Raw genomic sequence first — 24052 nt, 5'->3', positions numbered from 1 at the left:
GGGATGGGGGTGGCCGGGCTGCGTTAAAGGGGCCGAGCGCCTTGAAAGGCGTCTGCAGAACGTCGAACGTAGCGCATCGCGACGTCACACCGTTCGTAGCGTGCCCCGTACCGCGCCATGATGTCCGCGTCGTGCCGGAACCCCAGCTTCTCGTAGAGATGGATGGCGGGCGCGCATTTGCGGTTCGTCAGCAGGTACAGCGGGTCGGCGCCCAGGGACTCGGCCCGCTTGATCACCGCTGCAAGCAGGAACTCGCCCGCCTTCATGCCACGCGCGGGCGCGCGGACGCCCATCTTGGTGAGCTCGTAGCTGGTGGGGCCGGTCTTCTGCAGCGCGCACGCACCCACGATGCCCAGCCCTTCGGCTTCCACGAACAGGATGTCGCCGCCCGCATCGATGATCCGCGCCCGCGGGTTGTCGAGCACGTCGCGGTCCGTGTCTTCGAGCCGGAACATCGCGTCGATCCATTCCGCATTGATGTCGCGGAACTGGGCTGCGAGCTCGTCGGTGAATTCTCGGATGGCGAGGGAACGGGGCATCGGAAGCGCCATGGATCGGTTTTGGTGTTGCAAGTATCTCGCTCAAAGATGGTGCAAGCGGCTCGCGGCCGGCGACCGGCTCGCGTAACGCGCCGCCCTGTTGCACCATTCCGCCGCGCGCACCGTGCCGCGCACTGGGGAAATCGCCATGCTGGATCGCTGTGCCCGGACGATTGCGGTCGTCGTCGGCAGTCTCGTCTTTTCGTGTGCGTTTGCGGCCTCCCGGCCCGCTGTGCCGGTCTCGCCGCCGCTGGGCCTGCCGCAGGCACAGGCACGCGGACCGCTTGCTGAGCTCTACAGCCGGATCGAGCGCGCCGTCGCGAGCGCGGACCGCGGCGACGCAGCCGCCGCGCGTCGCGAGCTGGATGCGATCGTCGCAGATCCCCTGTTCCCGACCCTCAGCGCGCAGCAGCAGCGCGAGCTGCTCTCGACCAACGCCGTGCTCGCATGGAAGGGCGAAGACACGGCCCGCGCAGCGGAACTGATGCGAGCGGCCACGGTCGCCTACGGAAATGATCCCGACGATTGGTACAGGCTCGCGATCCTCGAGCTCCAGCTCGGGCAGCGCAGCCGCGCGACGCGGCAGATGGCGGCGTTCGTCCGTCGCTGGCCGGAACTGGTCAACAATCTGGACCGGCTCGTGCTCAGCGACCTCCTCTTCCAGGGTGAGCCGCGCGATGAGGACCTCATTGCGCTGATGGACGCACTGTTCGACGCCCACTGGACCGACAACGACCGCGGCGTCGACGAGGTCTGGCCCGAGCTCGCCCTGCTGCACCTCGGCCGCGGCGGCCGCGAGCGCGCGGAGGCAGTCGTTGCGACGATCAAGAGTCCGATGGCCCTTGCGAGCATGCGCAGTGACCTGCGCTTCGATCCGCTGCATGACGCCCTCGCTCGGCTGCCGTCAGTGGAAGCGGCGGCCACGGGCGAGGTCGAACGCCTGCGTGCGCTGCACGCAAAATTCCCGAAGCGGGTGGACCTCGCGGCGGACCTCGGCACGGCGCTGCTCGTCGCAGGCCGCGACACCGAATCGCTGGCCGTATCCGAAGCTGCGCTCGCGGCAATCGAAGCCGCCGGGGAGGCCGGCTCGTTCGAGTCGTTCGAAGACCGCATCTGGGTGATGAACAACAAGGCGATCGCGCTGCGCCGGGCCGGGCGTTTCGACGAAGCGGCAACGCAGTTTGAACTCGCGGGCGAGCTCGACGAGAACGGCGGAGACAACGTGAGCCAGCGGCTCAACCTGGGCACGTTCCTGTGCCGTATCGGCCGCCCGACCGATGCGCTCCGGGTGATCGAGCCCGTCGGCCACATGAGCGGCTATGGCCGCATGGTCCAGACCGCAGTGCGTCATTGCGCCGCGCTGCAGCTACGGGACACGGCGGGCGCTGCGAAGGCGCTTGCCTACCTGTACGACCACCGTGCCGACGCGCGCGGGATCGTCGTCGACGAACTGCTGCGCGCCGGCGATGTCGACCGGGCAGCGGCCGAACTGATCCGATCGCTTGACGATCCGCGAAGCCGGGCGCAGGCGCTTGAATCCGTGCAGCAGTTCCGCGCCCCGCTGCCGCTGCCTGCATTTCCGCAGATGGACGCGAACCGCGCCAAGCTGGTCGCACGCGCCGACGTGCAGGCCGCGGTCGGGCGCGTGGGTCGTGCGTTACGGCACGAAATCTTCAATGTTTCGGGCGTCGACTGATCGTGGCCCTTGAGGGCACGCTCGCGCCGGCAACGCGGCAATGCAACTAGCTGAAGTAACCCTGCTGCCATCGTCCCGCGACAGCATCACCCCGTTCTCCAATCAACCGACATGGATGCCCGTCCGATGCGCCACCTTCTCCTCGCCGCACTTCTGATCGCCACGCCCGCCTTCGCAGGCACGCCGCTGCCCGATGCGCCGCATGTCATGGCCTCCGGCGAAGGCAAGACGAGCGTGGCGCCTGACCTTGCGCGCATCACCCTCACCGCCCGGTACCGCAACGCGGCTCCGGCCGCGGCGAAGCAGTCGGTGGATCGCAGTATCGAAGCCTTTCTCGACCTCGCGCCGCGGTTCGGGCTGAAGCCGTCCCAAGTCACGGCGGCCGATCTGTCGGTATCGGAGGATGTCGACTACGACGAGCGGGACCGCAAGATGTCGAACGGCTTCATCGCCACGCGCGAGGTGACCGTCGAGCTGCACGAGCTGGATCGGCTTGGCGAATTCCTCGATGCCGCGCTTGCGGCCGGCATGAACGAGATCGACAACGTGGCGTTCGAGTCCAGCCGCGCCGATGCGCTGCGCGCCGAAGCACGCGACAAGGCCGTGGCACAGGCGCGCGAGAAGGCCGGCGGACTCGCGCAGGCGTTCGGGGCCGCACTCGGTCAGGTCTACAGCAGCAACAGCCTCAACTCCGTGTCTGCCGACGGCTACGGCGCCGCGACGCTCGACCGCGTCGAGGTCACCGGCAGCCGCATCCAGCGAAGCCGCTACGTGCAGCCGACCGTGGAATACAGCGAGCGCGTGTCCGCGGTGTTCGAACTGAAGCGGGGCTCGCCGTGAAGCGGTCCCTGCTCGCGCTCTGCCTGCTCAGCCCGACCGCGCTTGCGTGCGACACGTCGCACCTTCCGTTGTCGGGCGTGGTCACCGTGGAGACCTGCCACGTGCCGGACTCGCCGGACTGCGTCTACTCGGGGCGGGCACTGCATGAGTACCTCGACGCGATCCCGGATACCGATGCGCTGTTCTCGGTCGGCCTGCACTCGAGCCCGTGGCGCATGTACGACGGCGAGATGCGCATCCTCACCGCCGAGGATCTTGCGGACGCGATCCGCCCGAAGCTACGCGAGAAGAAATGGGAGGCCGTTGAGCTCATCGGCTCCTGGACGGGCATCTCGCCGGCGCCCGGCGTGCCGTCGCTGGCCGATCGCGTATCAAACGCGCTCGATGGCTTCCCGGTCCGGGGCGAGGACGGCTTTCTGTGGCTCGCCCAGGACGGCACGCGCCGCACGACACATCAGGCGCTCACGATGTTCGAGGGTGGTGGCGCCTATCTCATCCCGAAGGGCAGCGAGGTGCTTGCGCCGTTAGCGGCCGGCTGGCCGGCGTTCGTGGAGGACCGGATTTCCGAGGACGACGCAGAGTTGCTGATGCGCGCCGCGGCGGGCTGGGATGTGTTTTTCCTGTGCCCCGAAAAGGCACTCGCAGGCTTCGAGCGCGCCGCTGCAAAGGGCAGCGCGATTGGCGCGTACAACGCGGCGCTCATGCGGCTTGAGCGGAGCGCCGAAGGCGACCGGGCGGCGGCGCTGGCGCTGCTGGAGCGCGGCGCCGCTTTAAGTGATGCGAAGTCGAAAGCCCGGCTCGAGGCCGAGCGGCTACGGGGCAAGTGAGCCTGCCCGGCTTGCGGGGAACCAGCCTCGTACTGCTGCACCTGTCGAATTGGTTTGGCGCTTGCCGGCATGACCCAGCCCGGCGAAGCCATTCCGCGCTCCGGCACCGTGCTCACGTCACAAATCCAACGAAATACTAACAACTTTCACGATTGCTCCACGACTGCGAATCCAGAGTCGGTGGCAAGGCCTGACGGGCCGAACCAGGGGGCAGTTCGTGGAAAAGGCAATGCAGGCTGCGGCCGGATTCGGCGCGCTGGTAGGGGCGCTCGGCTTGGGCGCTGCGGGTTTCGTGGCGGGCCCGCTTGGCGGCGTAATCGGTGCCTTCGCAGGCGCTGTGGTCGGCGCCAGGCTTGGCGACGCGCTTGGACGCAGTCTGCGGTCGAGCGTGAGCGACGAGTCCGTAATCGACGCGGGTAACCGCAGTCTGGGTGCCTGATCTGGCCGCGAGGTCATTCGACGCGCGCAGCTTGACGACAGCTTCGAAAGGGTCGGGCCCCATTCCGATCTGCCGCTCCGCGTTGCCTGACAACTGAGCCCCGATCGCACGGCGCGCTGTTGTCTTCGCCGCGCGTGTCTTTAGCCGGTCTTCCTCGATCTTGCTGCCGTGCCGCGGTGCATCGTCCGGCGCGGCATCGACCGCGAGCCGTGCTTCGCCACAACAACAACCATCTGCGCTACCGGCAGAGACTCGGCGGAGCCGCGCACTCATGGCGCACAAAAGCTGGCTTGAACGGGTGCCGTGACGCGACGCCGCGCGATTGGTCAACAAGTATCGAAACGGAGCAGGGCCGTGTTCGACGTGCTCGCTGGCAACGCGGCATGTCGGGCTTTGCGTGGCAGTGAACCTACGCGTGTTTTCTACCGTACGTCGCTCGACCCGGCCAAAACTTCAGCGCGATCGACACCCAACACCTCAAGTCGGGACGACCGATCCGTCACGCAGGCGTGTCTAGGTTGTTTGCGCCGGGCGGGCTGGTACGCGGGCAGAGCGTCCACGTCGCAGCTGCGCACCGGTATCGCCCACCTTGCGTACGAACAATGGACCCCATGACCCCCGTCAGCCGCCGCGCCAGACCCCATGCCCCGTGCATTTGCGCCGTCGAGCCGCAGAGGAGCAGAAGGCAATGGTCGGCGCCGCGAGGTGTACGGCCCGGTCCCGCTGACGGTCGACGCGGGCTGCGCTCCGGGCGCTCGTCCATGGGCATGCGAATCGCAATGCTGCTGCAGTGTCGACCGGCCCCGATGACCCGCCGCGGGGTGTCGTCATGCTGAGCCGCGGCGAATACATGTGGCGGGTCGCGATGGGCCTGCTCATCGCGCTGGTCATCTACATCTGCTGGCAGGTCTCGGACCTGTTGCTGGTCGGGTTCGGCGGCATTGTCTTCGCAGTCGTCATCCGCACGATCGCCGGTTGGATCAGCAGGCATTCGCCGATTCCGATGCACTGGGCGAGCATCCTCGTCGTCCTGCTGCTACTGGTCGGGACTGGTGGCGTTGCGTGGCTGGTCGGCGACCAGATCACGAATCAGTTCCACACCTTGCGCACGGGGCTGCCCGAAGCCCTTGCGCGTGCCCAGCGCAGCCTGGGATCGACTGTCGTCGGCGACTGGCTCGCAGGCATCACGCCGGAGATGATGAACAGTGACGCGATGGCGAAGACCGCCATGGTCTGGGCGCAGACGCTGCTCGAGCTGGGCTCCAAGCTGCTGATCGTGTTCCTGCTCGCTGCGTACCTGGCGATCAGCCCGCGCGAATACGTGAGCGGCTTTCTCGAGCTGATACCGGTCCGACACCGCACACGCACCGCCGCCGTGCTCACCGACTCGGGTGATGCGCTCGGCTGGTGGATGATTGGCCAGATAACAGCGATGGTGATCGTCGGCGTCGCCACGTGGCTGGGCCTGAAACTGGTCGGCGTGCCCAATGCCGGCGTGCTTGGGCTCATCGCCGGTCTGCTCGAATTCGTCCCGGTGCTCGGACCGTTCGTCTCGGCCGTGCCGGGACTGCTGTTCGCGCTAGCGGTCGGGCCGGAGACGGCGTTTTATGCGCTGCTCGTCTACGTCGCGGTGCAACAGGGCGAAGGCGCCCTGATCCAGCCGCTGGTCCAGCGCTGGGCCGTGGAAGTACCACCGGCGCTGGTGCTGCTCGCGCTGGTCGTCTTCGGCAGCCTGTTCGGCCTGATCGGTGCCCTGTTCGCGGTACCGCTTGCCGTGGTGATCATCGTGGTCGTGCGGCGCGTATATCTGGACATGGACGAGCCGCTGGCCGGGCACGACAACTGATGGGTTAGATGCGGGCAGGGTCATTTCCGACGCATTGCGTGGCGCCTTGCAACGGACCTGTCTGACGCAAGGTCATTGGGGCAGCCCGCTTCGGATGGCTGTCCATGGCCCGACCACCGTGACCCGACCTTCCTGATCTGCCATAGCACGGCGTGCAACGCGGCATCGACCGCCAGCCGTGTTTCGCGACCCGTGGTCAACGGCATCGAGACTGAGCAAGCGCATGAAGCAGGCGACGCACTATCCGGAGCGGCTGACCCACGTTGTTCGCCGCTCTCAGCAATAAGCGAATCCGACCTCGTTACTCGGGGCAGAACGGAACGTACAGGTGAACGCGTGTTCCATGATCGCCGCTGTCGATCTCCATGCGCCCCCCGAGCTGCTCCATGATCTGTCGGCACGACAGCAGCCCCAGGCCGGTGCCCGATTGCTTGGTGGTGAAGAACGGAGTGAAGAGCCTGGCCTGGATGCCTTCCGGCATGCCTCCGCCGTCGTCAGCGACCGTGATCCGTGCCATATCAGGCTCGGCACAGCGTGATGCGCAGACCCGCAGCTGGCTGCCCTGCCCGTCCTGCATGGCCTGCACGCTGTTCAGACAAAGATTGAGGACGCATTGCTGCAGTTGGGTGGAGGCCCCACGCAGCGATGTATCACCGAGTTCCTCATCGAACTGGACCTGCAGGTGTCCAGGCACCGTCCCCGTCAGAAGCAACCGTACGCCGTCGAGCACCTCGGCCGCGGTGCAGCACGCATCGACGGCCGCGTCGCCGCGCGCATAGCAGATCACGGCATGCACAAGGTCCTGGCCCCGGCGTACGGACTCTTCGATCACGGCAGCCGCGCGTAACGCCGCTGCAGGCTCCTGGCTCTTGCGCAGGATGTGAGGCAGAACGACAAGCGGCTGCAGCACGTTGCGAAGGTCATGACTGAGGCCGGCGACGACAAGCGCGATCGCATCGTTGCGCTGCACGCGCAGCAGTTCGGCCATCACGTTGTCGCGTTCCTGCGCGGCCCTGCCTTCCGTGAGGGCGCGACGAACGGCCGCAGGCAGGCGCAAGGGATTCTGCTTGAGCACATAGTCGGTGGCGCCCCGATGCAGCGCCAGCACTGCGGCGTCCTCACCCATTGCACCGGAGAGATAGACAAACGGAGTGCGCGGGGCCTGCGCTTTTACGATCTCGAAGGCGAGCTCGCCGGAAAAGCCTGGCAGTGAGACGTCGGAAATCACCAGCTCCGGCGCCAGCGACAATGCGCGCTGCAGGCCGGCTTCGTCGTCGACCTGATCGATCGTGACGTCGAGTCCGTCATCGATGAGCATCGAACTGAACAGCTCGACGTCTTCGGGCGAGTCCTCGATCCAGACGATGCGAACGGGCGCGACCGGCTGCGTCATTACGTCCCGGCCGGGCTCTCGTTGATCACGGCCCAGAACTGCCCCAGCATGCGAACAGCCGTGAAGAACTGCTCCACGTCCACGGGCTTGACCACGTAGGCATTCACGCCCAGGTTCCAGCTGCGCGCCAGATCGTTCTCCTCGCGCGAGGAGGACAGGATCACGACAGGAAGCGCACGGAACTGCGGGTCCTCGCGGAGCCGCTGCAACACCTCAAGCCCGTCCATTCGTGGCATCTTGATATCGAGCAGGAGCACCGCGGGCAACTCGTCGGGACGGTTCGCGAACGCACCACGGCGGTAGAGGAAATCCAACACCTCGACCCCGTCTTCGACGTGGACGATCGGGTTGGCCAGGTTGGCCTCGTTCAACGCGTCCAGCGCCATTTCGGCATCGAACGGGCTGTCTTCGGCCAGAAGGATGGGACGAATCGGATTCATGCGGAGTCCTTGGGCATCGCGCGGCCAGGCGCATCAGGGGTATGGGGAAGCGTGAAATGGAATCGGGCGCCTTTGTCAGGCTCGGCCTCGGCCCAGACCTGACCTCCATGGCGGCTGACCACACGCCGCACGCTCGCCAATCCAACGCCGGTGCCGGGGAACTCGCTGGCTTTGTGCAGCCGCTGGAACACGCCGAACAGTTTGGTGGCATGGGCCATGTCGAAGCCGGCGCCGTTGTCCTCGACCGTGAACACGTGGTCGCCTTCCGCGTTGCGCTCATGCCGGACGGACACCACCGGCGGCCGTCGATGACCGCTGTATTTCACGGCATTTCCGAGCAGGTTCTGCCAGACCTGCCTCAGCATGTTGCCGTCCGCGATCACGACAGGGAGTGGGGCGATGTGCCACTGCACGCGCTCAGCATCCGGCTCGGCCGATCGCGCCTCGTCGAGCATCGAGCGGATCTCCTGCACGAGTGACTGCGTATCGACCGGCTGCAGGCGCATGGCGTGGCGGCCGAGGCGGCTGTAGACAAGCAGGTCGTCGATCAGCGTGCCCATCCGTTGGGCGGACGTGCTGATCACAGTGAGGTAATGCTGGGCCTTGGCGTCTGCGTCGTCGCCCAGATGACGCCCGAGCTTGTCGGCAAAACCCGCGATATGGCGCAGCGGGGCGCGCAGGTCGTGCGAGACCGAATAGCTGAAGGCCTCCAGCTCGCGATTGACCTCCGACACCTGCTCGACTTTTCCTTCGAGCTGACGGTTGAGCTGCAGGACCTGATCTTCGGAGATGCGCCGCGCCGTGAAGTCGGTCCCGATCAAAAGCACCTGAGGCTTGCCGGTCGCCTCGTCCGCAACGCGGATCGCATTGACCAGCATGTACGTCTTCTGGCCAGCGGCCCCTGTCCGTGTGAATTCGTAATCCCACAGCTCGCGCCCGCGGGTTACGACCTCACCGAGCCGTTGAAGGAGCACCGGATCCTTCCAGGCACCGTTTCCAACCTCTGCAAGAGGTTGCGCGATAGGAGGAGCATTCGCATCACCGGCATACGCTGATGCGAACGATGAGTTCGCCTGCAGCACTCGCAGTTGCGGATCCAGCAGCGCCACCGGGTCGCGCATGGCATCAAGCATCACGGTGGCCTGTTCGGCCACCTGGCGCTGGCGTCGCTCGATCACCAGCCGGCGTTCGTTCTCGCGATGCCAGAACGCCAGCAACCCCAGCAGCACGGCGATCTGCAGGGCCATGGCCGCGTAGGACACGAGTTGCGCCCGCGCCAGGGCCTTTTGCGCGCTTCGTTGCCGAAGCGCGATGTGCTCCTGTTCGGCGGTGATGATCTGCACAGCGAGGTCGCGGATCGGCGACTGGGCGGCCAAGCGGACCGCGTACTGCCTGCGCTGCTCAGGATCGGTCGCGCTGGCAGCCGCCTTGGCCCACTGCAAGCGCGTTTCCACCCGGTCGCGCAGTCGCGCGACGCGAAGCAGCTTCTCCGCGTCCGACTCGGCCAGGTCCTGAAGCTGATTCAGATGTATGGGGGTGTTTTCGAACGCATCAGCCAGCCGTGCACGGGCGACCGGCGTGTCCACGCCCAGAGCCAGCCCGAGCGCCGCCGCCTCGAAGTTGCGCGCATCGGCAATGACAGCCTGTGCCCTTGATTCGACCTGCAGGCTGCGCGTCACCCTACGCGACGCGTCGAGCGCCGCATCATTGAACTGCTGCTGCAGAAAAAACGGCACCACCACCGACGCGAGAACGCCCAACGCGGTAAGCGCGATGCGGGTCGTCAGCGGAGGGCGGGCAGCGATGGGCAATGGAAACCTTTCGGTCCGGACTCCGACTAGCGGCGATCGTTGCTACTCCCGGCTTCCGGCTGGTTACAAGTGGGCCATGAGCGTCCATTAGTAATCGAGGCCGTCCTAGAAATTTGTGAAGCGCCGCGCGCGGCAAGTGCATGTCAGCGGGCGGAAGGTCGAGCCAAGGACCGACCGGCGGCTGCGGTCGTGCATGAATACGCTCCGGGTCCGAAGTCATCGATGGCGTCGTCAGCAGTGCGCCCGGCGTCCGGGTATCGCTCCCCGGTGCAAGTAGAGCGGGAATATCAGTCGGTCAGGTCTGTATTTCGACTACCTCTCTGCGGAATGCGAGGCAGTCCAACCTGCCCCCCGCAAGGATGACCGCATCTGGCGGCACGCATGCGACAACACGCGAATGCCGTTGCGACCGCGCGCGCGAGCGCATAGTGACGGTCCCGCCTGCGCCTCGTGGGCGCCGCCGGGACTGCAAGCGGTCCCATCATCGAGCAGGTTGCAATGAACGAGTTCTCCCACATCGATTCCACCACCACGCCATGGCAGAGGTTCAGCGAAGGCATCGAGATGCTGGTACTGCGCGGCGAACCCGGCGCCAACCGCGTACTGCTGCGTTTGGCACCCGGCCATGGCTACCCCGTCCACCATCACGAAGTTGCCGAAGAGGTGTTCGTGATTGAAGGGGTTTACGAAGATCGCGGCCAACAGTTCGGACCGGGCTCGTATCTGCACTATCCGCCCGGCACCGATCACGACGCGCGCAGCAGCACCGGCTGCACGTTCCTGGTGATCAACGCGAAGGTGCCGAAGGCGGCGTAAGCGGAAAGTACGCGGCGCTGTTCGGCTTGCAACCGCCTTGTTGTGGATGAGATGAAGCTCGACCTCGCCACGCACGGCGCGCATGCGCTGCGGCACACGCGGTTGGCGCAGCTGATGCAAAGCTGTTCGACACCGACATCGCTCGGCAGCGATGCGATGGCTACCGCGCTGCAGGCGCTACGGCGAGTTCAAGCTCAACGGCCAGATCGAAGACCTGGACAGCCCGCGCCGCGGCCTCGCCGCGCTTCAGGAAGGGCGCGCGGCGCAAGGCGCAATCAAGCAATCAGTGCGTGAGCCGGCGTAGCGCATGCTTGTTGAGTGCGTAGCGCAAAAGGCCGTGTTTGCGGGGCCTTTTCGTGGAGCACGTGGAAGCGGGAACCACGGTTAAGTGAACCTCCCCGTTATCCGGCCCCTGTCGCCTCCGGCTGCCTGGCCGCACGCAGCAGCATCCACCACAGGGCGACAGCCGGCACCAGAAACAGCAGGCCGAATAGCGCCAGCGCGGGAAACACCCGCTGCCGCACCGGCACCAGATAGGCACCGGTCGGCTCTCCCTCTGGCACATGCGTCAGCACGCGCTTACCGACGGGATATGCGGCAATGAACCGTTGCGCCGCGTCCGTGGCCAGCCCCTTGGGTAGCGGATGCGCCCGCTCCGACTCGTGCGTGCGTCCGTCGATCTCGAAGCGGTGCCGCACGACCGGCCGGTACGTCGTGCCATACCGCTGCCGCGTGCGATCGACCAGCGCCGTGGCGACGACGACCGCATCGACCGGCCGGGCCGTGCGCAAGCGCTGCTCCTGCACGACGGTCTGCCACGCGCCGTAGCCGGAGGTGAGCGCGCCGGGAACGCCGAACGCAAGCAGCAGGAACCATGCGAGTCCGACGTCACCCGCGCGCGTGCGCCGCCGCTGGGGCTTCGGCGGCGTGGGAAACGTTTCGATGCGCTCAACGCTGGCGCCGCGCTGTGCAGGTGGCCGCTGCACGAAGGCACGCTCGCCGGTGAGCGCGGTCCATGCGACCAACGACACGATCACACATGCGGTGAATACCGACTCGGTGCCGCCCCATAACGGCGACAGCGCGGCCAGCGCACCGGCGACGCCGAGCTGCAGACCGCAGCCGGCCACAGTAATGCGCCACCGCTGCTGCGCCGTTGCAAACAACCAGCCCGGCTGCAGCACCGCGTGGAAGGCAGGGAGTGAACGCGGCCGCAGGGCCACGCGCATCGCGACGACGGTGTGCCCCATGCGCGTTGCCACCGCAGCGCGCGCCAGTTCGCGCACCGCGATGCTGACCAGCACCCAGAAGACGAGCGACAGCAGACTCCAGTCGTACCCGCCCTGTGCGAGCCACCGCACATTGAGCGCCAGCGCCACCATCGCTGCGAGCGCGATCACGGCAACGCGCCATGGCGCGGTCCATGGCGCGACGCGCGCTACGGCGGACGCCAGGCGCGGACCTTCGAGCAGCGTCAGGTCCACCGGCAGGCGCGGTTGTGGTCGGCTCATGGGACGCACGCCCTCCCCGGCAGCGCTAGAGGGGAAAGTGTCTACCTCCGCATCTGGCCGGACAAGCACTTGAGCGAGCGACGCGCGAACGCGCGAAGCCTGCCGCGCAAAGTTCGGCCCGACGAAAGCGTTGTCGCGGTTCGCGCTCACTTGGAAGAACCGCGCCCCCCCCGCAGCCGCGATGGCTTCGGCAAAGAGGGTTCAGTGTCGATTTTCGCCGTTCGGGCTACGAAGGATCGCGCTGACCCTGGTTCGGTTTCGCTGATCGCTCCTGATCATCGACGCCCTCGACCCCATCGGTCGACGCGCTACGCTCGCCCGAATCTCCGCCGGGCAACCGCCATGAACGGGCCCCGTCGTGCCTGTGCATTTGCGCGCGACGCGCTCCGAAGGCGCGTTCGACGGCCATCCCGACCCACAGGCGTTCTGGCAGGTGTTCTGCAAGCAGCTTCCGTTTACCGAGACCGAGCTCGAGCGGATTGCCGGAAACACTGCGCCTTACCTTGGAGGCACGGACACGCACGGCGGCGACGACTGACATCTGCACAAGGGGCAGAGCCGCTGCCGGGTGGCACATGCAACGCAGCTCCTTTAAGCGGGACGTTCTTCTCCGATGAGCGGGCCGCACACATCAGCGCGCTCAACCGGCAAGTGAACCTGATCCTTTATTCCGGCGGGCAACAGCGGGCCACCGTCCTGGGCACGCCCTGCCGCCAGCATCGCGAGCAGGTCATCCATCGGCATTGGCCTTGCGATGTAGAAGCCCTGCGCCCGGTCGCAGCCGAGCTTGCGCAGCATCTCCAGCACGGTGCCATCGGGAACACCCTCGGCCACGACACACAGCCCGAGGTCGCGGGCCAGCGCGACGATCGCCGCCACCAGCGAATGGTCGTGTCGGTCATGCGCCATGTCGGCGACGAATGAGCGATCGATTTTGAGTTCCGTGGCAGGCAGGTGCTTGAGATAGTTGAATGATGCGTGGCCTTTGCCGAAATCATCGATGGCGAGACCGAAACCGATTGCGCGCAGCGCCGCAAGTTGCTCGAGCGCATTGGTGGCCTCGACGATGCTCTCGTGTTCGGTCACCTCGAGCACCACCTGCGACGCATCCAGCCCGAACTCGCGCAGCATGTCGGCGAAATATCCGGGCAGCGTGGGGTCGCGCAGGTTGCTGGTGCTGAGGTTGATGCTGAGCGTCGTGCCTCGCAGTTGCGACGCGCTGGCAAAGTCTGCAAACGACTGGCGCACGACCAGGCGGGTCAGCGCATCCATCAGGCCGAGACGTTCGGCTATCGGGATGAACTCGTCGGGCGCGCTCGGCTCGCGTTGATCCGGGTGCCAGCGCACCAGCGCTTCGATCCCGACCAGCCTGCCGCTGCCGATCTCGACCTGCGGCTGGTAGTGCACCCGCAGCCGCCCGCGCTCGATGTCGCGTCGGAGCTCATTGACCAGCTCAAGTCGCTCACGGCTGTGCGGGTCGATGTCCGGTGAAAACACCGCGTACGGCCGGCGCGCGACTTTGGCCGCGTACATCGCGACATCGGCCTCGCGCAGCAACTCGTCGAATTGCCGCGCGTGCTCGGGAAAGATCGCGATGCCGATGCTCTGCCCAACATGCAGTTGCTGCCCGTGCACCTCGAACGGCGATTTCATGGCATCAACCAGCCGCTCGACGATCGCGACGGCGGTGTCCGCATCGGCGTCCTGCAGCACGAAGGCGAACTCGTCGCCTCCCAGCCGGGCCATCGTGTCCCCGGCGCGCAGCAGCGGCTGGATGCGGCCAGGTATCTGTCGCAGCACGTGATCGCCGACTCCATGCCCCAGGGTGTCGTTGATTTCCTTGAAGTGGTCGAGGTCCATGAACAGCAATGTGAACGACTGATCGGCCCGCTGGGCCTGCGCCATGGCCTGCAGCACCCGATCGGCCAGCAGTGCTCGATTCGGCAGCCCGGTCAGGCCGTCGTGCATCGCCATGTGCTGCATCTCATCGGTGTTCTTCAGCAGCTCCGCGCGCATGTGGTTGATGTCGCTGGCCAGCGACAGGATTTCCGGCAGGCTGGTGCGCACCTCGATCGCTTCACGGAATTCGCCCGAAGCCACCCGCCGGGACGCCAGGCCGAGCGCCCGCATCGGCCGGTTGAGGCGATGGATCCAGTAGGCCGCAAGCAGCAGTGTCAGCACCAGATAGCCGAGCGTCAGCAGTGCGGCACGGCGGTTGACGATCGCGATCTGCTCGAGCGTCGGTGTTTCATCGAACGCAAGCCGCAACTGCGCGGCCGGCTCGCCGTCGGCATCGAACAGCGGCGTCGCGATGAAGTACACGTCGTCGCCGTGCTCGCCGAACAGGAAATCCTCCCGGAACGCGGGCGGGGCGTCGCTGACCATCGGCGATTCGAAGGTCCAATGGACATCACCGTCCTTGGACAGGATCTCGACCGACATCAGCGTGCTGCCTGCCGCACTGGCGTAGAAGATCTCGCGCGCCGCACCGTGATCGAAGTCGCTCGGAATCAGGGAGGCGAACAACCGCGTCTCGGAGCGGATCTGATTGACGAACTGCGCGGTGAACGCCTGGTTTACGAAGAACACCAGCCCGCCGAAAAACAGCGGAATGATCAGCGCATGCACGCCGAACACGGCCAGCAGGGTCTGCCCGCGCAGCGTGCGCGGGTGCAGCGTCAGCGAACCGGTCCCTGCCACAGCACCCGTACCACTTTGAGACCTTCGTAACGCTGGGCGTCTTTAGCCCACATGAAACTGATTCGCTGCGGATCCTCGTGCAGCAACTGGACCACGCGCCGCTCGTCGTCGACCACGGCCGGACGCGTGCCGCCGCGCTGGAAGACGTGCGACACCATCTGCCGCTGGTAGTGCTGCGATGAAAGAAACACGACCTTCTGCAGGAACACTTCGTAGAGAAGAGGATTGCTCTGGTTGATCACCGGCCGCGGGCGCGCGTCGCCCTTGCCGACCGGTAGCGCGAGAAACGCGAGCCGCAGGTCGGCGGGCTTCAGCCCGGCAAGCTGCGAGCGGTCGCTGGCCACCGCCACCAGCGTGCGCACGTCCTCGGCGGCGCTGGCCGCCGGCGAAGCGACCGCCAAGGCCCACACCAGCAGGGTGACCGCGCGCTTCATGGGAAGTACGCGCTCCATTGCAGCGCGAGGCGATCACCGCGGCCGCCGAGCGTGTCGAAGCTCGACAGTTCGGCGGTCAAGGCCTGGCGCGGCGTCAGTTCGAAGCGCAGGCCGATCAGGCGGCGCTCGGTGATGAAGCCGCGGAACCGACCGAGGAACTCTGCGTCGGGTTCGACGCCCTGACTGTCCTCGATGCGCGCGTAAGGCGTCAGCCGCTGCGATGCGGACCATTCCGCCTGCACGTAGGCACTACTGAAGGATTCGCTCGGGCCGGCGTGATCGAACGAGCCGCGCACATGGGTCAGCGTGGACGTGATGCGCAGCGGGCCGCGGGTCCAGTTGGTGTATGCGCCGGCGATGTGCTGCTCGAAGGTGTGCTCGCCCACGGGCGCATCATCATGCGCATGGCCGTCGGCCTGCCCCCGCAGGCGGGTACTGCCGAAAAACAGGCCCACCTGGTCGGAAACGAAAAGGGCCGGGCGCCAATTCACGTTCACGATCGCGCCGCCGCCATGGCCGGAGTCGGGATGAGCCACGTCGAGCGCATCGAGGCGTTCCTTGAGCCGCGGCCCCAGGCCTGCTGCAAGCGAGTAGTGCATGGCGCCGGTGGCAAGCTCGGCGCTGCCTTCCCACAGCAGGCCGGTGAAGTGCGTCGGCAACGGACCATGGCCGCCCTCGAACTCTTCAATCCCGGGCCGCGAGATGCTGGTCTGCAGATACGTGCCGTGATGGTAGGCCGTGTTCCAGTAACCGATCGGCGTGTGGAACCGGCCTGCCCACAGCGTGTCGTCGCCCGAAAAGCGCCAGCCCAGCTGCAGGCGTTGGATCTCTTTCGCTTTCTGCGTCAGGAACCACTCGCCGAGGAAGCGGACACGTTCGGACTCGACGGTCGCAAACAGGTCGAGCGTCGCGGCAAAGCCGCTGGTCGAGCCTCGAGGGCCGCTCCCCGGGTCTGTTTCGTGCCAGCTCACCGCCGGGAACAGCAGAAAATCGAATTGCGGCTCGGCGGCCCCGGCCGGCGACGCGGCAAGCAGCGCCGCCAGCAGTGCCCCTGAAGGCAAGCTGCGCCTCATCGCCCGCGCGGCCTTCGCCCGGCACCCGGCCTTGCCCAGCGAGTGATCTCGTGCGGCTGCGGACATAAAAACCCCTTCTCGGCCGAACGTGGCCAAGACCCCTTGTGCATCTTGGTCCCGCAGTCGGTGCGCGGCCGGGCACCCGGTCGCAGTTTTGATGCACAGCGACGCAAGCGGCTGGTTTGGATCTAGTCGGTTCGGAGCAGACCTTCAGAACGGCTGCGGGTCTGATCAAGCGCGTCCAGCGCACCATCGGACAAGGTCAGCCGCGCCCGTCAGGTGGTTTTCCCGGGTCCACAGCGCCTCATGCCGAGGCGACCACACCCGAAAGAAGGGTCAGTGTCGACGTGCGCCGATTACGCTAAAAACGTTGCTCTGACCTCTGTCATGCGTTTTTCGCTCAGCCCTTCATCCGCTGCCTGCACTTCACGCACTGCATCTCATCGGTCGGGGCACTCGTGCCGTTACGCAGGACGTAGACCCGCTTGAAGCGCGGGTGCGGGCATTCGGCTTCGCGCTCGTGCTTGGGCTCGTCCAGTGTGGGTTCGATCCGGCTCTTCGGGACGCGCTTGCGCCGCTGCCACCACTCGACCAGCGCCCACACCACCAGCGCGACCGGCAGCGTGAGCGATAAGTAACGCCAGAACTCGGGCAATACCGATTCCATTGCTTTCGGCGGCGGGATGGGGACGCCCTACTTGCCAGCTGACCGAGCCACGTATCAAGCGCGGCCTTGCGATGGGCCACACCCTCGTAGGGGCGGGTTCATTTACGGCGTACCGCAGCACGTCCTGCAACGCGGTGCCGAACGCGGGCGGTGCTTCGCCTGCAATGACGACCACCTGATACCGGCAGTAGCTCGACGAGACCGCGCTCAGGCACGGCTGCGCCGTGCATGCATCGGCATCGAGCAGGCACACGATCTCGCCAAGCACACGCACCAGCACAAGCCCTGGGGATCCGAGTGCTTCCGGCGTGAGATCGAAGCGCTGACCGGGCGCACGGTCGAGGTCGGGCTGAACGGGCGGCCGGGTAAAGCTGCAGGCTCAGCTACGAACGGAAAATGAACCTGCCCCGTTTGTTGACTGCGGTTTCGACAGGCGCTAAACACCGCCGCGCCTACGTTCGGCGCATGCGCCTGTCCATCAACCCGTCGAAAAAGCGGCTCGGCCTTGCGGTCGCGGCCGCGCTGGCCGCCGCGGTCGCGGCCACGATCGCGTTCGACGCCTTCGAGCAAGAGCAGGCGCCCGAGCAACCGCAGCCGCCGACCGTCGCATCCGACGCAGTCCGCCCGCCAGCCGTGCTCGACCGCGTGTTTGTACGCCCGCCCAGCGCGCTCGACGAGGCGCCGGGCAGCGACGACGCACCCACCGAGGCCGTGGTGGCCGAGGCGCTGCCGCCTGATACGGACGCGCTGCCGCAGCCCGAGCCCCGGCGCGACACGGCCGTGGTGATGGCGCCGCCCGACCCGCCTGCCGCACCGCAGGGAGAACCCGAGCGACGTAAGCAGGTCGCACCGGCCGCGGCGGCCGCAGCGGCCGAACCCGAGCGACGCAAGCCCGCCGCGCCGGCTGCGGCCCCGCGCGAGGACATCGCGCGCACGGTCGACGCTCCGCCGGATGCGGGGCAGGCGCGGCGCCTCAACCGCGAAGGCATCGAGCTCATCAACGCGGGCCGGCCCGAGCAGGCGATCGCGCCGCTCGAGCGCGCAGCCCAGCTGCAGCCGCGCGATGCGGAGATCCTCGGCAACCTCGGCTATGCGTACATGCTGGTGGGCGAGTACGACGCCGCGAGCCGCCACTTCATGCGCGCGCTCGACCTCGCCCCGAACCGCTCAGCGACCTGGCTCAACCTCGGGCAGACCTACGCGGAGCTCGGCGATCGCGAGCGCGCGGTCGACGCCGTGGTCACCGGCTACCGGCACTCCACCCGCAAGGCGTCCGTGCGCTCGGCGCTGCTCGCGGCCGCCACCGGTTCGCGGCATACCCCGCAATGGCGCGAAGCCGCAGGCCTGGCGCTGGCGCGGATCGGTGACGGGTAACGGCGCCTTCCCAGGCAATCAACCTGACCGCTTTTTTCCTGGGAAGCCCGCTTCAAGTCCGTACCGGTCGACAGCGGCGAATACGCACTCGCCTGCGACGTTCAGCGCCGTGGTACCCGGCGGTCGCTAGACTTTCGCCCCCGCCCTGTCCACCTGCATGCCAATGGGTTCGATTCGTCCACTCTGCCGCACCGCGACGCTCGCGGTGCTCGCCGTGATGCTGACCGCCTGCTTGAGCCGCAAGGAGCGCCCGCCCTCGGGCGAGACGTTCAGCGCTGGCGACACGTACTCGCGTACGTACCCGGTTGCGCCTGCCGCGGCCTGCGAGGCTGCGCAACGTGCGCTGCTCGGGCAGGGGTATCTGATTGGCAAGAAATCAACCGACACGTTCGAGGCGACGAAGAGCTTCCAGCCCAAGTCGGACGTGCACACCCAGCTCAACGTGCGCACGACCTGCCTGTCGCAGCCGCGCGGCGGCGCGATCGTGTTCGTCAACGCGCTGCAGGACCGCTACGAGCTCAACACCACGGTCAAGTCCGCCAGCATCGGTGTGAGCATGATCGGCTCCGTGTCGCTGCCGATCGGCAGCAGCAGCGCCAACCTCGTGCGGGTTGGCAGCAGCACCGTGCAGAACCGGGAGTTCTATCGCCGCCTGTTCGAGCAGGTTGGACACTACGTGTCCAGCAGTGAAGACCTGCCCGCATCGCAGGCACCTGAGCTTCCGGCCGATCCGGCCTGAAGGGGACGGATGCAGGCAAGTCGCGGCTCTTCCGACAGGCGCATGAGGTGGTTCCCGACGGCCGGGGTCCGCCCTGCGACCAAGCATCGGGTTCCCGCACATCGGCCGCGACCCATGCCCCGCCGAAGGCCTGGACAGCCTGCGCCGCGACCGGGGCAGGCGCTTTGAAAAGCTTGGGCGGCGTAAGGCGCAGGCCCTGCCCGACGCGGCGTAGCGCCCGAGCCTCAACCCGGTAATGCGAAAGGCACCGCCATGCGGGGCCTTTCGTTTGGCCGGTGCCATGTGCTGCGATACGTCTCGAAAGTGCACTCCGACCCGTATGTTTGCCTTTGACTCTTTAGATGATCTTGCTCTGCGGAGCAGGCGCGCTTGCCTCATCGGCCTTGCGCACATGTTTTCTATCGTAGTCGTGCTTGTTCAACATCGCTTCGATGTCTGCGGTGTCCTGCTGGAACGATCCCGCACCATTTGTCGGCAGGCCACTACGACGGCGCTCGAGAATGATGTTGGCGGGCGTGCGCCCCTCGCTGTCTTTCTTCTGCGTATCCGCTCCGTTCTTCAGGAGCCACGCAACTAATCGTTTATCGCAATTCCTGACGGCTTGGTGCAGGGCCGTTGAAAAGCGCTTCGGCTCACCAATGGTTGCGTTGATGTCTTCGCCCGCGGCAAGGAACATGTCGCCCAGTTCCTGCCAGCCAGGCAGGTCGCTCCGCAATGCGCGGATCAGCGACCAACCCTGCCATTGTTCAGTGCTCTCGTCGGTCCTGACCTTCAACCCTGATTCAAGCAAGGCCCGCACGGTCCCTACCCGGTCCTTGGCGCGCCCGCCCTTCGCGGTCATGACGTCAAAGCACGTCTCACCACTGCGGTTGGTCGCGTTGATATCGGCGCCATGCCGCACCAGCAAGCGCACCATCTCTCCCGAATGGGCGATAGGCATGATGGCAGGCAGGTAGGCGAACCCGCCTTCCTTTGACGACCAAAGGTCGCTCGCCAGAATCTGCGTGACAAGCTCGACGTCGTCGCGCTCGACAGCCTTCAGCAGGATCGTCGTGTGCGCCCTGCTCCACACGTTCGGGTCGCCCTTCTCCAGAACTGGCGGCCATTGAACGGGCGTGGACTTGCGGGGCTTCGGGATATCGTTGTCTGTGGTGCTCATTGTTTTCGTGCCTCTCTGAACCCGTTGTTGCTTCTTATTGAATGCCACGCAGGCGTCTTGCCAATCGCTGTTCAACCCATGCGGTTGTTTCTGGCTCAGCCGAAAGCTTGTGGTACTCGTTTCGCGCATAAGTCCCGCACCCGTGCTAGCGGGACGCGAAGACCAGAATCGGCACTGCCAGTCTCCCACACGCTCTTCCAGTCATTGATGGCCGTTCGCAACGCGCTGCCTTCCACCAAGCGGTTCCTGACTCCCTGTCCGTGGAGTGCGGGGCAGTCCGCCCTGACCCCTGTCTTCAACCCCGTTCGAGACCCTTTTTTCACCCCAGGTGTACTTAAGTAGAGCTTTGCATCGGGGTTCTGGATCATGGTTCTCCTTCGAAAGAAGCTCTTTGTCTGCAGTGCGCTGCTGCTTGCATGCACTGCGTGCGCGGCGACTGGATCGACGCAGAGCCAGCCGCCAACCACCCTGGAGCCTGCTGCGGCTTCTCCGCAGTCGGTTGATGAGAACCGGGCGGCGCAAGCCGAGCCCGCTTCCTCCAGCACTTCTCCCTACGGTCCGGCCGCACAGACCGGTCCGCAGCCGACGGGGCAGCCTATGCCCGCTGCGCCAGTGCCCGCGCCGACCGGCAACCAGCAGTCGGACGATGGCAGCCGGGCGACGCAAGCGGTACCCACTCCCTCCAGCACGCCTCCAGTCGGTACGCCTGCACCGATCGGTCCGCAGCCGGTGGGGCAGCCCATCCCCGCTGCAGCAGTGCCGGCGCCGACCGACATCGAATCGTCGCGCTTCAACATGCAGGAGAACGGCGTCAACCGCACCGCCGATGAGTTCGATGCCTGGTTGCAAGGCCGGGGCGTGCGCGTCGCGACCGGGGTGCCTGCGATCCCGCTGGTACAGAACTGCCCGACGCCTGAAGGCGACAGGGGTGATGCCGACGGCGACCGCGTCATCAACTGCCTCGACCAGTGCCCGGCTTCCGAAGCCGGTCAGGCGATTGGCCTGGACGGCTGCCCGGCAGCCATCTCGATCGACCTCCAGGGCGTGACCTTCGCGTACGACAAGGCGGTGCTCGATGCCTCCGCAACGGCCGTGCTGGACGAAGCCGTCGAAATCCTCAAGCGCCACGAGTCACTCAAGGTTGAAGTAGCCGGGCACACCGACTCGCGCGGCGATGCCGCATACAACCAGAAGCTGTCGCAGCGCCGCGCCCAAGCGGTCTACGACTACCTGGTCGAGAATGGCGTGGACGCGGCGCGACTCATCGGCCCGATCGGCTTTGGCGAAACCCGCCCGCTGGTTCCCAACGAGAATCCGGACGGATCCGACAACCCGGAAGCGCGAAGCAGGAACCGCCGCACGGAGCTGAACATCCAGAATTGATGGAGGTTTAGGTCCGGAAGGGGCCGAGGCAGTTAGCTCGACTTAACTGCCTCCGTCCCTTTGGTGGTGTTCAACATTCCGCGGCAGTCGACTGATCGCGCAGCAGCGGAGGCAGTTTGGCCGCTTAATCGACTCCGCCCGATTGGGTCCGCTTCGGGAGCGTCACTTCCGGCGCGTTTGCGAACGGGGTCACGCCGAAATGCGGGTAGATTTCGGACGGGAAGTACGTGACGCCGTCGCTCACCACCATGCTGATCTTCTTGATCGCCTTGAGGTCTCGCGTGGGATCGCCCGGCACGAGGAAGAAGTCGGCGAGCTTGCCCGCTTCGATCGAGCCGAGCGAGTCGCCGCGGCCGAGGTAACGGGCCATGTCCAGTGTCGCCAGCTTGAGCGCTTCGGGCGCGCTGAACCCGATCTGCTGGAACAGCTCCAGCTCGCGGTGGAACGTTAGCGCGCCGCCGGTGTCGGTGCCGGGGATCAGCTGGATGCCGCGCTCGCGCATCATCCGCAGCGTGTCGAGCAATTTCGCGTACGCGCCCTGGTAGGCCTCCGCGTCGCCAGGCGCTGACATGTCCGACCACGCCCGCTTCGCGTCGCGTTGCGCACCCATCGGCAGGTGGTCGATGTAATCGGCCATGCCCGCAGGCGTCTGGCCATCGCGGTTCAGCAGCAGGAACTCGTGGATTCCGATCGTCGGCTCCACCGCCACGTTGTTCTCGGCGATCAGGCCGATCGTGCGCTGCACACGTTCGGACTGCAGGTCCAGCGGCGGCAGGCGGCGCAGCGCTGTCAGCCGCAACAGCGTGCGGGTGTCTTCATTCGGCTCGAGCACCCAGCCAAGCAGGATCTGGTTGATGTGGGTGAGCTCGTCGAACCCGGCCTCGACCATCGCATCGGCATTCGCGAAGGCCGGCACGTGTCCGGCCACGCGCAGCCCCAGCCGGTGCGCCTCGGCCACGACGGGCTTGGCGTACTCGGGCTTCATGCTGTTGTAGAGCTTGACCTGCCAGTAACCGCGGTCGGCATACCAGCGCACGGCGTCGAGCGCCTGCTCGAGATTCTCGACCAGGATGCCGTTGCTGGTGTTGAACGGGCTCTTGCCCTCGATCATGCCGCTGCGCACGATGCGCGGACCGGCGATCGTGCCGGCTTCGATGCGCTCGATGAGCTTGTCGAGCACCGCGTTGTCGTTGCCCATGTCGCGCATGGTGGTGACGCCCGCGGCGATGTTCAGCAGTGCGGCGTCCTGCGAGACGTGCCCGTGCATGTCCATCAGGCCGGGCACGAGCGTGCCGCCGGCGCCATCGATCACCACTTCGCCCGGGGCGGATGCGACCTCGAGCGGATCGACGCCGGTGATGCGCTCGCCCTCGACGCGCACCGACACCGGTGCGGTGAGCGCGAGTGTCTTCGGGTCGAACACACGCACATTGCGGATGCGCAGCGGGGCCTCAAAGCGGTGGGCGGTCTGCTTCTGGATCGACTCGAAGCGCTTCGTCCCCAACTGCGCCGCGACATCGCGCAGGCGCTGTTCCTCGGACTCAAAGCCTTCGCGGACGACGATGAAGGCCGGCGCGATGTAGGCGAACAGCTCGTTGTCCTGATCGAGCAGGACATAGGACGGGTGGAGGTCGATGCCACTGATCGCATGGGCGCGCACCTGGACCGTGCCGCCCTTGCCGCTGACGCTCATCGTTTCGCCGGGCTCGACACGGATGCTGCCGCCCGGCAGCGTCGGCATGGTGTTGTCGGCATCGGCGAGCAGCGCGCGCGCGTACATGCCCAGCGCCCATGGACTGGCGCTCTGGCCCACATACAGGCTCGGCTCGCTGACCGTGGCGCTGCCGCTGCCGACCGAATCGGTCCACGTGGCCTTGCTGCCCGCCTGCTCGAAACGCTCGCTGACCTTGCTGCCGAACGTGGTCGCGCCCGAGATCGTCCACGAGCGCGGCAGCCCATCCGGCCCGAGCCGGAGCTCCTCGACCATCGTCGGGCCTCGACCGTTGCTCTTGTAGTCGTAATCGATGCGGACCCGGCCGGCCTCCTCGTCGACCTTCAGGTGCCCGACGTTCGAACCGCCGCGGATGACGGTGAAGGCCTCATCGGCATGCGCCGCGGTTATCTGCGAGCCGATCAGTGCGGCGGCGAACAGGACAACGGTCGTCTTCATGCAAGGGCTCCAGCAGCAGCGGCGTTCCGGTGATCCCCAGTATGGCCGTGCGCGGCGCCGGCATGCGGCCCCCCGGCGGAAACCGGTGGATCGGGTAAACCGGGCGCGTCGCACTCAAAGGGGTCAGGTTCATTTCCGACGCACTGCGCGGCGTTCCCTGACAGTGAATTGGTTCGACGCAAGGCCATGGTGGGC

Annotated in this window: 20 protein-coding genes and 1 pseudogene; 9 read left to right on the top strand and 12 right to left on the bottom strand. The window is 66.5% G+C overall.

What is annotated here, in order from left to right:
- Window positions 1–23: 23 nt before the first annotated feature.
- Complete coding sequence (locus ACFFGH_RS17120; protein WP_386670467.1) at window positions 24–539, bottom strand: GNAT family N-acetyltransferase; 516 nt, start codon at window positions 537–539, stop codon at window positions 24–26.
- A 148-nt stretch (window positions 540–687) separates the two neighbouring features.
- On the opposite strand from ACFFGH_RS17120, the gene ACFFGH_RS17115 reads away from it, so the two are divergent.
- From ACFFGH_RS17115 to ACFFGH_RS17105, 3 genes are all read left to right on the top strand, one after another.
- On the top strand, window positions 688–2235 hold the full coding sequence (locus tag ACFFGH_RS17115; RefSeq protein WP_386670465.1) for a tetratricopeptide repeat protein: 1548 nt from the start codon (window positions 688–690) through the stop codon (window positions 2233–2235).
- A gap of 111 nt (window positions 2236–2346) precedes the next feature.
- Window positions 2347–3075, top strand: a complete 729-nt coding sequence (locus ACFFGH_RS17110; protein WP_386670463.1) for an SIMPL domain-containing protein — start codon at window positions 2347–2349, stop codon at window positions 3073–3075.
- Entirely contained in the window at window positions 3072–3902 is an 831-nt protein-coding gene (locus ACFFGH_RS17105; protein ID WP_386670461.1) for a DUF8616 domain-containing protein, read from the top strand. Before ACFFGH_RS17110 ends, ACFFGH_RS17105 begins: the two co-directional genes overlap by 4 nt.
- Window positions 3903–4038: 136 nt before the next feature.
- Here the strand turns inward: ACFFGH_RS17105 and ACFFGH_RS17100 are convergent, their stop codons facing one another.
- Entirely contained in the window at window positions 4039–4674 is a 636-nt protein-coding gene (locus ACFFGH_RS17100; RefSeq protein WP_386670459.1) for a hypothetical protein, read from the bottom strand.
- 457 nt (window positions 4675–5131) lie between these two features.
- Here ACFFGH_RS17100 and ACFFGH_RS17095 point away from each other — a divergent pair, with 457 nt between their 5' ends.
- Window positions 5132–6187 carry an AI-2E family transporter gene (locus ACFFGH_RS17095; protein ID WP_386670457.1) on the top strand — a complete coding sequence of 352 codons (1056 nt, stop codon included), beginning with the start codon at window positions 5132–5134 and terminating at the stop codon, window positions 6185–6187.
- Between the two features lie 301 nt (window positions 6188–6488).
- Here the strand turns inward: ACFFGH_RS17095 and ACFFGH_RS17090 are convergent, their stop codons facing one another.
- Genes ACFFGH_RS17090 through ACFFGH_RS17080 form a run of 3 tightly spaced genes read right to left on the bottom strand, consistent with a single transcriptional unit; the run spans window position 6489 to window position 9831 of the window.
- Window positions 6489–7580, bottom strand: a complete 1092-nt coding sequence (locus ACFFGH_RS17090; RefSeq protein WP_386670455.1) for a sensor histidine kinase — start codon at window positions 7578–7580, stop codon at window positions 6489–6491.
- A complete protein-coding gene (locus tag ACFFGH_RS17085) occupies window positions 7580–8020 on the bottom strand; it encodes a response regulator (RefSeq protein ID WP_386670453.1) in 441 nt (146 codons plus the stop codon). The genes ACFFGH_RS17090 and ACFFGH_RS17085 overlap by 1 nt, the downstream gene beginning before the upstream one ends.
- The gene (locus ACFFGH_RS17080; protein ID WP_386670452.1) at window positions 8017–9831 is read right to left on the bottom strand and encodes a sensor histidine kinase; all 1815 of its coding nucleotides are present in this window, start codon (window positions 9829–9831) and stop codon (window positions 8017–8019) included. The genes ACFFGH_RS17085 and ACFFGH_RS17080 overlap by 4 nt, the downstream gene beginning before the upstream one ends.
- 498 nt (window positions 9832–10329) lie before the next feature.
- On the opposite strand from ACFFGH_RS17080, the gene ACFFGH_RS17075 reads away from it, so the two are divergent.
- On the top strand, window positions 10330–10647 hold the full coding sequence (locus ACFFGH_RS17075; protein ID WP_386670450.1) for a cupin domain-containing protein: 318 nt from the start codon (window positions 10330–10332) through the stop codon (window positions 10645–10647).
- Window positions 10648–11048: 401 nt separating this feature from the next.
- Here ACFFGH_RS17075 and ACFFGH_RS17070 read toward each other — a convergent pair whose 3' ends face one another.
- Complete coding sequence (locus ACFFGH_RS17070) at window positions 11049–12158, bottom strand: hypothetical protein (RefSeq protein ID WP_386670448.1); 1110 nt, start codon at window positions 12156–12158, stop codon at window positions 11049–11051.
- A gap of 358 nt (window positions 12159–12516) precedes the next feature.
- On the opposite strand from ACFFGH_RS17070, the gene ACFFGH_RS17065 reads away from it, so the two are divergent.
- Window positions 12517–12696 carry a hypothetical protein gene (locus ACFFGH_RS17065; protein ID WP_386670447.1) on the top strand — a complete coding sequence of 60 codons (180 nt, stop codon included), beginning with the start codon at window positions 12517–12519 and terminating at the stop codon, window positions 12694–12696.
- Window positions 12697–12749: 53 nt separating this feature from the next.
- On the opposite strand, the gene ACFFGH_RS17060 is transcribed toward ACFFGH_RS17065, so the two are convergent.
- From ACFFGH_RS17060 to ACFFGH_RS17045, 4 genes are all read right to left on the bottom strand, one after another.
- Window positions 12750–14858 (bottom strand): putative bifunctional diguanylate cyclase/phosphodiesterase, encoded by a 2109-nt coding sequence (locus ACFFGH_RS17060; RefSeq protein WP_386670445.1) that lies wholly within the window; start codon window positions 14856–14858, stop codon window positions 12750–12752.
- On the bottom strand, window positions 14837–15292 hold the full coding sequence (locus tag ACFFGH_RS17055) for a hypothetical protein (protein ID WP_386670443.1): 456 nt from the start codon (window positions 15290–15292) through the stop codon (window positions 14837–14839). The genes ACFFGH_RS17060 and ACFFGH_RS17055 overlap by 22 nt, the downstream gene beginning before the upstream one ends.
- Window positions 15289–16431 (bottom strand): hypothetical protein, encoded by a 1143-nt coding sequence (locus ACFFGH_RS17050; protein WP_386670441.1) that lies wholly within the window; start codon window positions 16429–16431, stop codon window positions 15289–15291. Before ACFFGH_RS17050 ends, ACFFGH_RS17055 begins: the two co-directional genes overlap by 4 nt.
- Before the next feature lie 334 nt (window positions 16432–16765).
- The gene (locus tag ACFFGH_RS17045; RefSeq protein ID WP_386670439.1) at window positions 16766–17020 is read right to left on the bottom strand and encodes a hypothetical protein; all 255 of its coding nucleotides are present in this window, start codon (window positions 17018–17020) and stop codon (window positions 16766–16768) included.
- A gap of 477 nt (window positions 17021–17497) precedes the next feature.
- On the opposite strand from ACFFGH_RS17045, the gene ACFFGH_RS17040 reads away from it, so the two are divergent.
- Complete coding sequence (locus ACFFGH_RS17040; protein ID WP_386670437.1) at window positions 17498–18406, top strand: tetratricopeptide repeat protein; 909 nt, start codon at window positions 17498–17500, stop codon at window positions 18404–18406.
- A gap of 163 nt (window positions 18407–18569) precedes the next feature.
- Window positions 18570–19145: a DUF2242 domain-containing protein gene (locus ACFFGH_RS17035; RefSeq protein ID WP_386670435.1), complete on the top strand. Its 576-nt coding sequence runs from the start codon at window positions 18570–18572 to the stop codon at window positions 19143–19145.
- A gap of 337 nt (window positions 19146–19482) precedes the next feature.
- Here the strand turns inward: ACFFGH_RS17035 and ACFFGH_RS17030 are convergent, their stop codons facing one another.
- On the bottom strand, window positions 19483–20304 hold the full coding sequence (locus tag ACFFGH_RS17030; RefSeq protein ID WP_386670433.1) for an ankyrin repeat domain-containing protein: 822 nt from the start codon (window positions 20302–20304) through the stop codon (window positions 19483–19485).
- A 930-nt stretch (window positions 20305–21234) separates the two neighbouring features.
- On the opposite strand from ACFFGH_RS17030, the pseudogene ACFFGH_RS17025 reads away from it, so the two are divergent.
- Window positions 21235–21687, top strand: a pseudogene (locus ACFFGH_RS17025) (OmpA family protein); the annotation flags it as partial.
- Between the two features lie 124 nt (window positions 21688–21811).
- Here ACFFGH_RS17025 and ACFFGH_RS17020 read toward each other — a convergent pair.
- Complete coding sequence (locus ACFFGH_RS17020; protein ID WP_386670431.1) at window positions 21812–23857, bottom strand: amidohydrolase family protein; 2046 nt, start codon at window positions 23855–23857, stop codon at window positions 21812–21814.
- Window positions 23858–24052: the final 195 nt, after the last annotated feature.

Source organism: Lysobacter korlensis (assembly GCF_042434515.1).
The sequence above is the reverse complement of the archived record's forward strand: the minus strand, read 5'-3'. Positions and strand labels throughout refer to the sequence as shown.

Excerpts from the sequence above, each read along its gene's own strand:
- ACFFGH_RS17050 (WP_386670441.1), bottom strand. The coding sequence starts at position 16,431 with ATGTCCGCAGCCGCACGAGATCACTCGCTGGGCAAGGCCGGGTGCCGG.
- ACFFGH_RS17020 (WP_386670431.1), bottom strand. The coding sequence starts at position 23,857 with ATGAAGACGACCGTTGTCCTGTTCGCCGCCGCACTGATCGGCTCGCAG.
- ACFFGH_RS17085 (WP_386670453.1), bottom strand. The coding sequence starts at position 8,020 with ATGAATCCGATTCGTCCCATCCTTCTGGCCGAAGACAGCCCGTTCGAT.
- ACFFGH_RS17110 (WP_386670463.1), top strand. The coding sequence starts at position 2,347 with ATGGATGCCCGTCCGATGCGCCACCTTCTCCTCGCCGCACTTCTGATC.
- ACFFGH_RS17055 (WP_386670443.1), bottom strand. The coding sequence starts at position 15,292 with ATGAAGCGCGCGGTCACCCTGCTGGTGTGGGCCTTGGCGGTCGCTTCG.
- ACFFGH_RS17115 (WP_386670465.1), top strand. The coding sequence starts at position 688 with ATGCTGGATCGCTGTGCCCGGACGATTGCGGTCGTCGTCGGCAGTCTC.
- ACFFGH_RS17030 (WP_386670433.1), bottom strand. The coding sequence starts at position 20,304 with ATGAGCACCACAGACAACGATATCCCGAAGCCCCGCAAGTCCACGCCC.
- ACFFGH_RS17040 (WP_386670437.1), top strand. The coding sequence starts at position 17,498 with ATGCGCCTGTCCATCAACCCGTCGAAAAAGCGGCTCGGCCTTGCGGTC.
- ACFFGH_RS17120 (WP_386670467.1), bottom strand. The coding sequence starts at position 539 with ATGCCCCGTTCCCTCGCCATCCGAGAATTCACCGACGAGCTCGCAGCC.
- ACFFGH_RS17090 (WP_386670455.1), bottom strand. The coding sequence starts at position 7,580 with ATGACGCAGCCGGTCGCGCCCGTTCGCATCGTCTGGATCGAGGACTCG.
- ACFFGH_RS17075 (WP_386670450.1), top strand. The coding sequence starts at position 10,330 with ATGAACGAGTTCTCCCACATCGATTCCACCACCACGCCATGGCAGAGG.
- ACFFGH_RS17070 (WP_386670448.1), bottom strand. The coding sequence starts at position 12,158 with ATGAGCCGACCACAACCGCGCCTGCCGGTGGACCTGACGCTGCTCGAA.
- ACFFGH_RS17035 (WP_386670435.1), top strand. The coding sequence starts at position 18,570 with ATGGGTTCGATTCGTCCACTCTGCCGCACCGCGACGCTCGCGGTGCTC.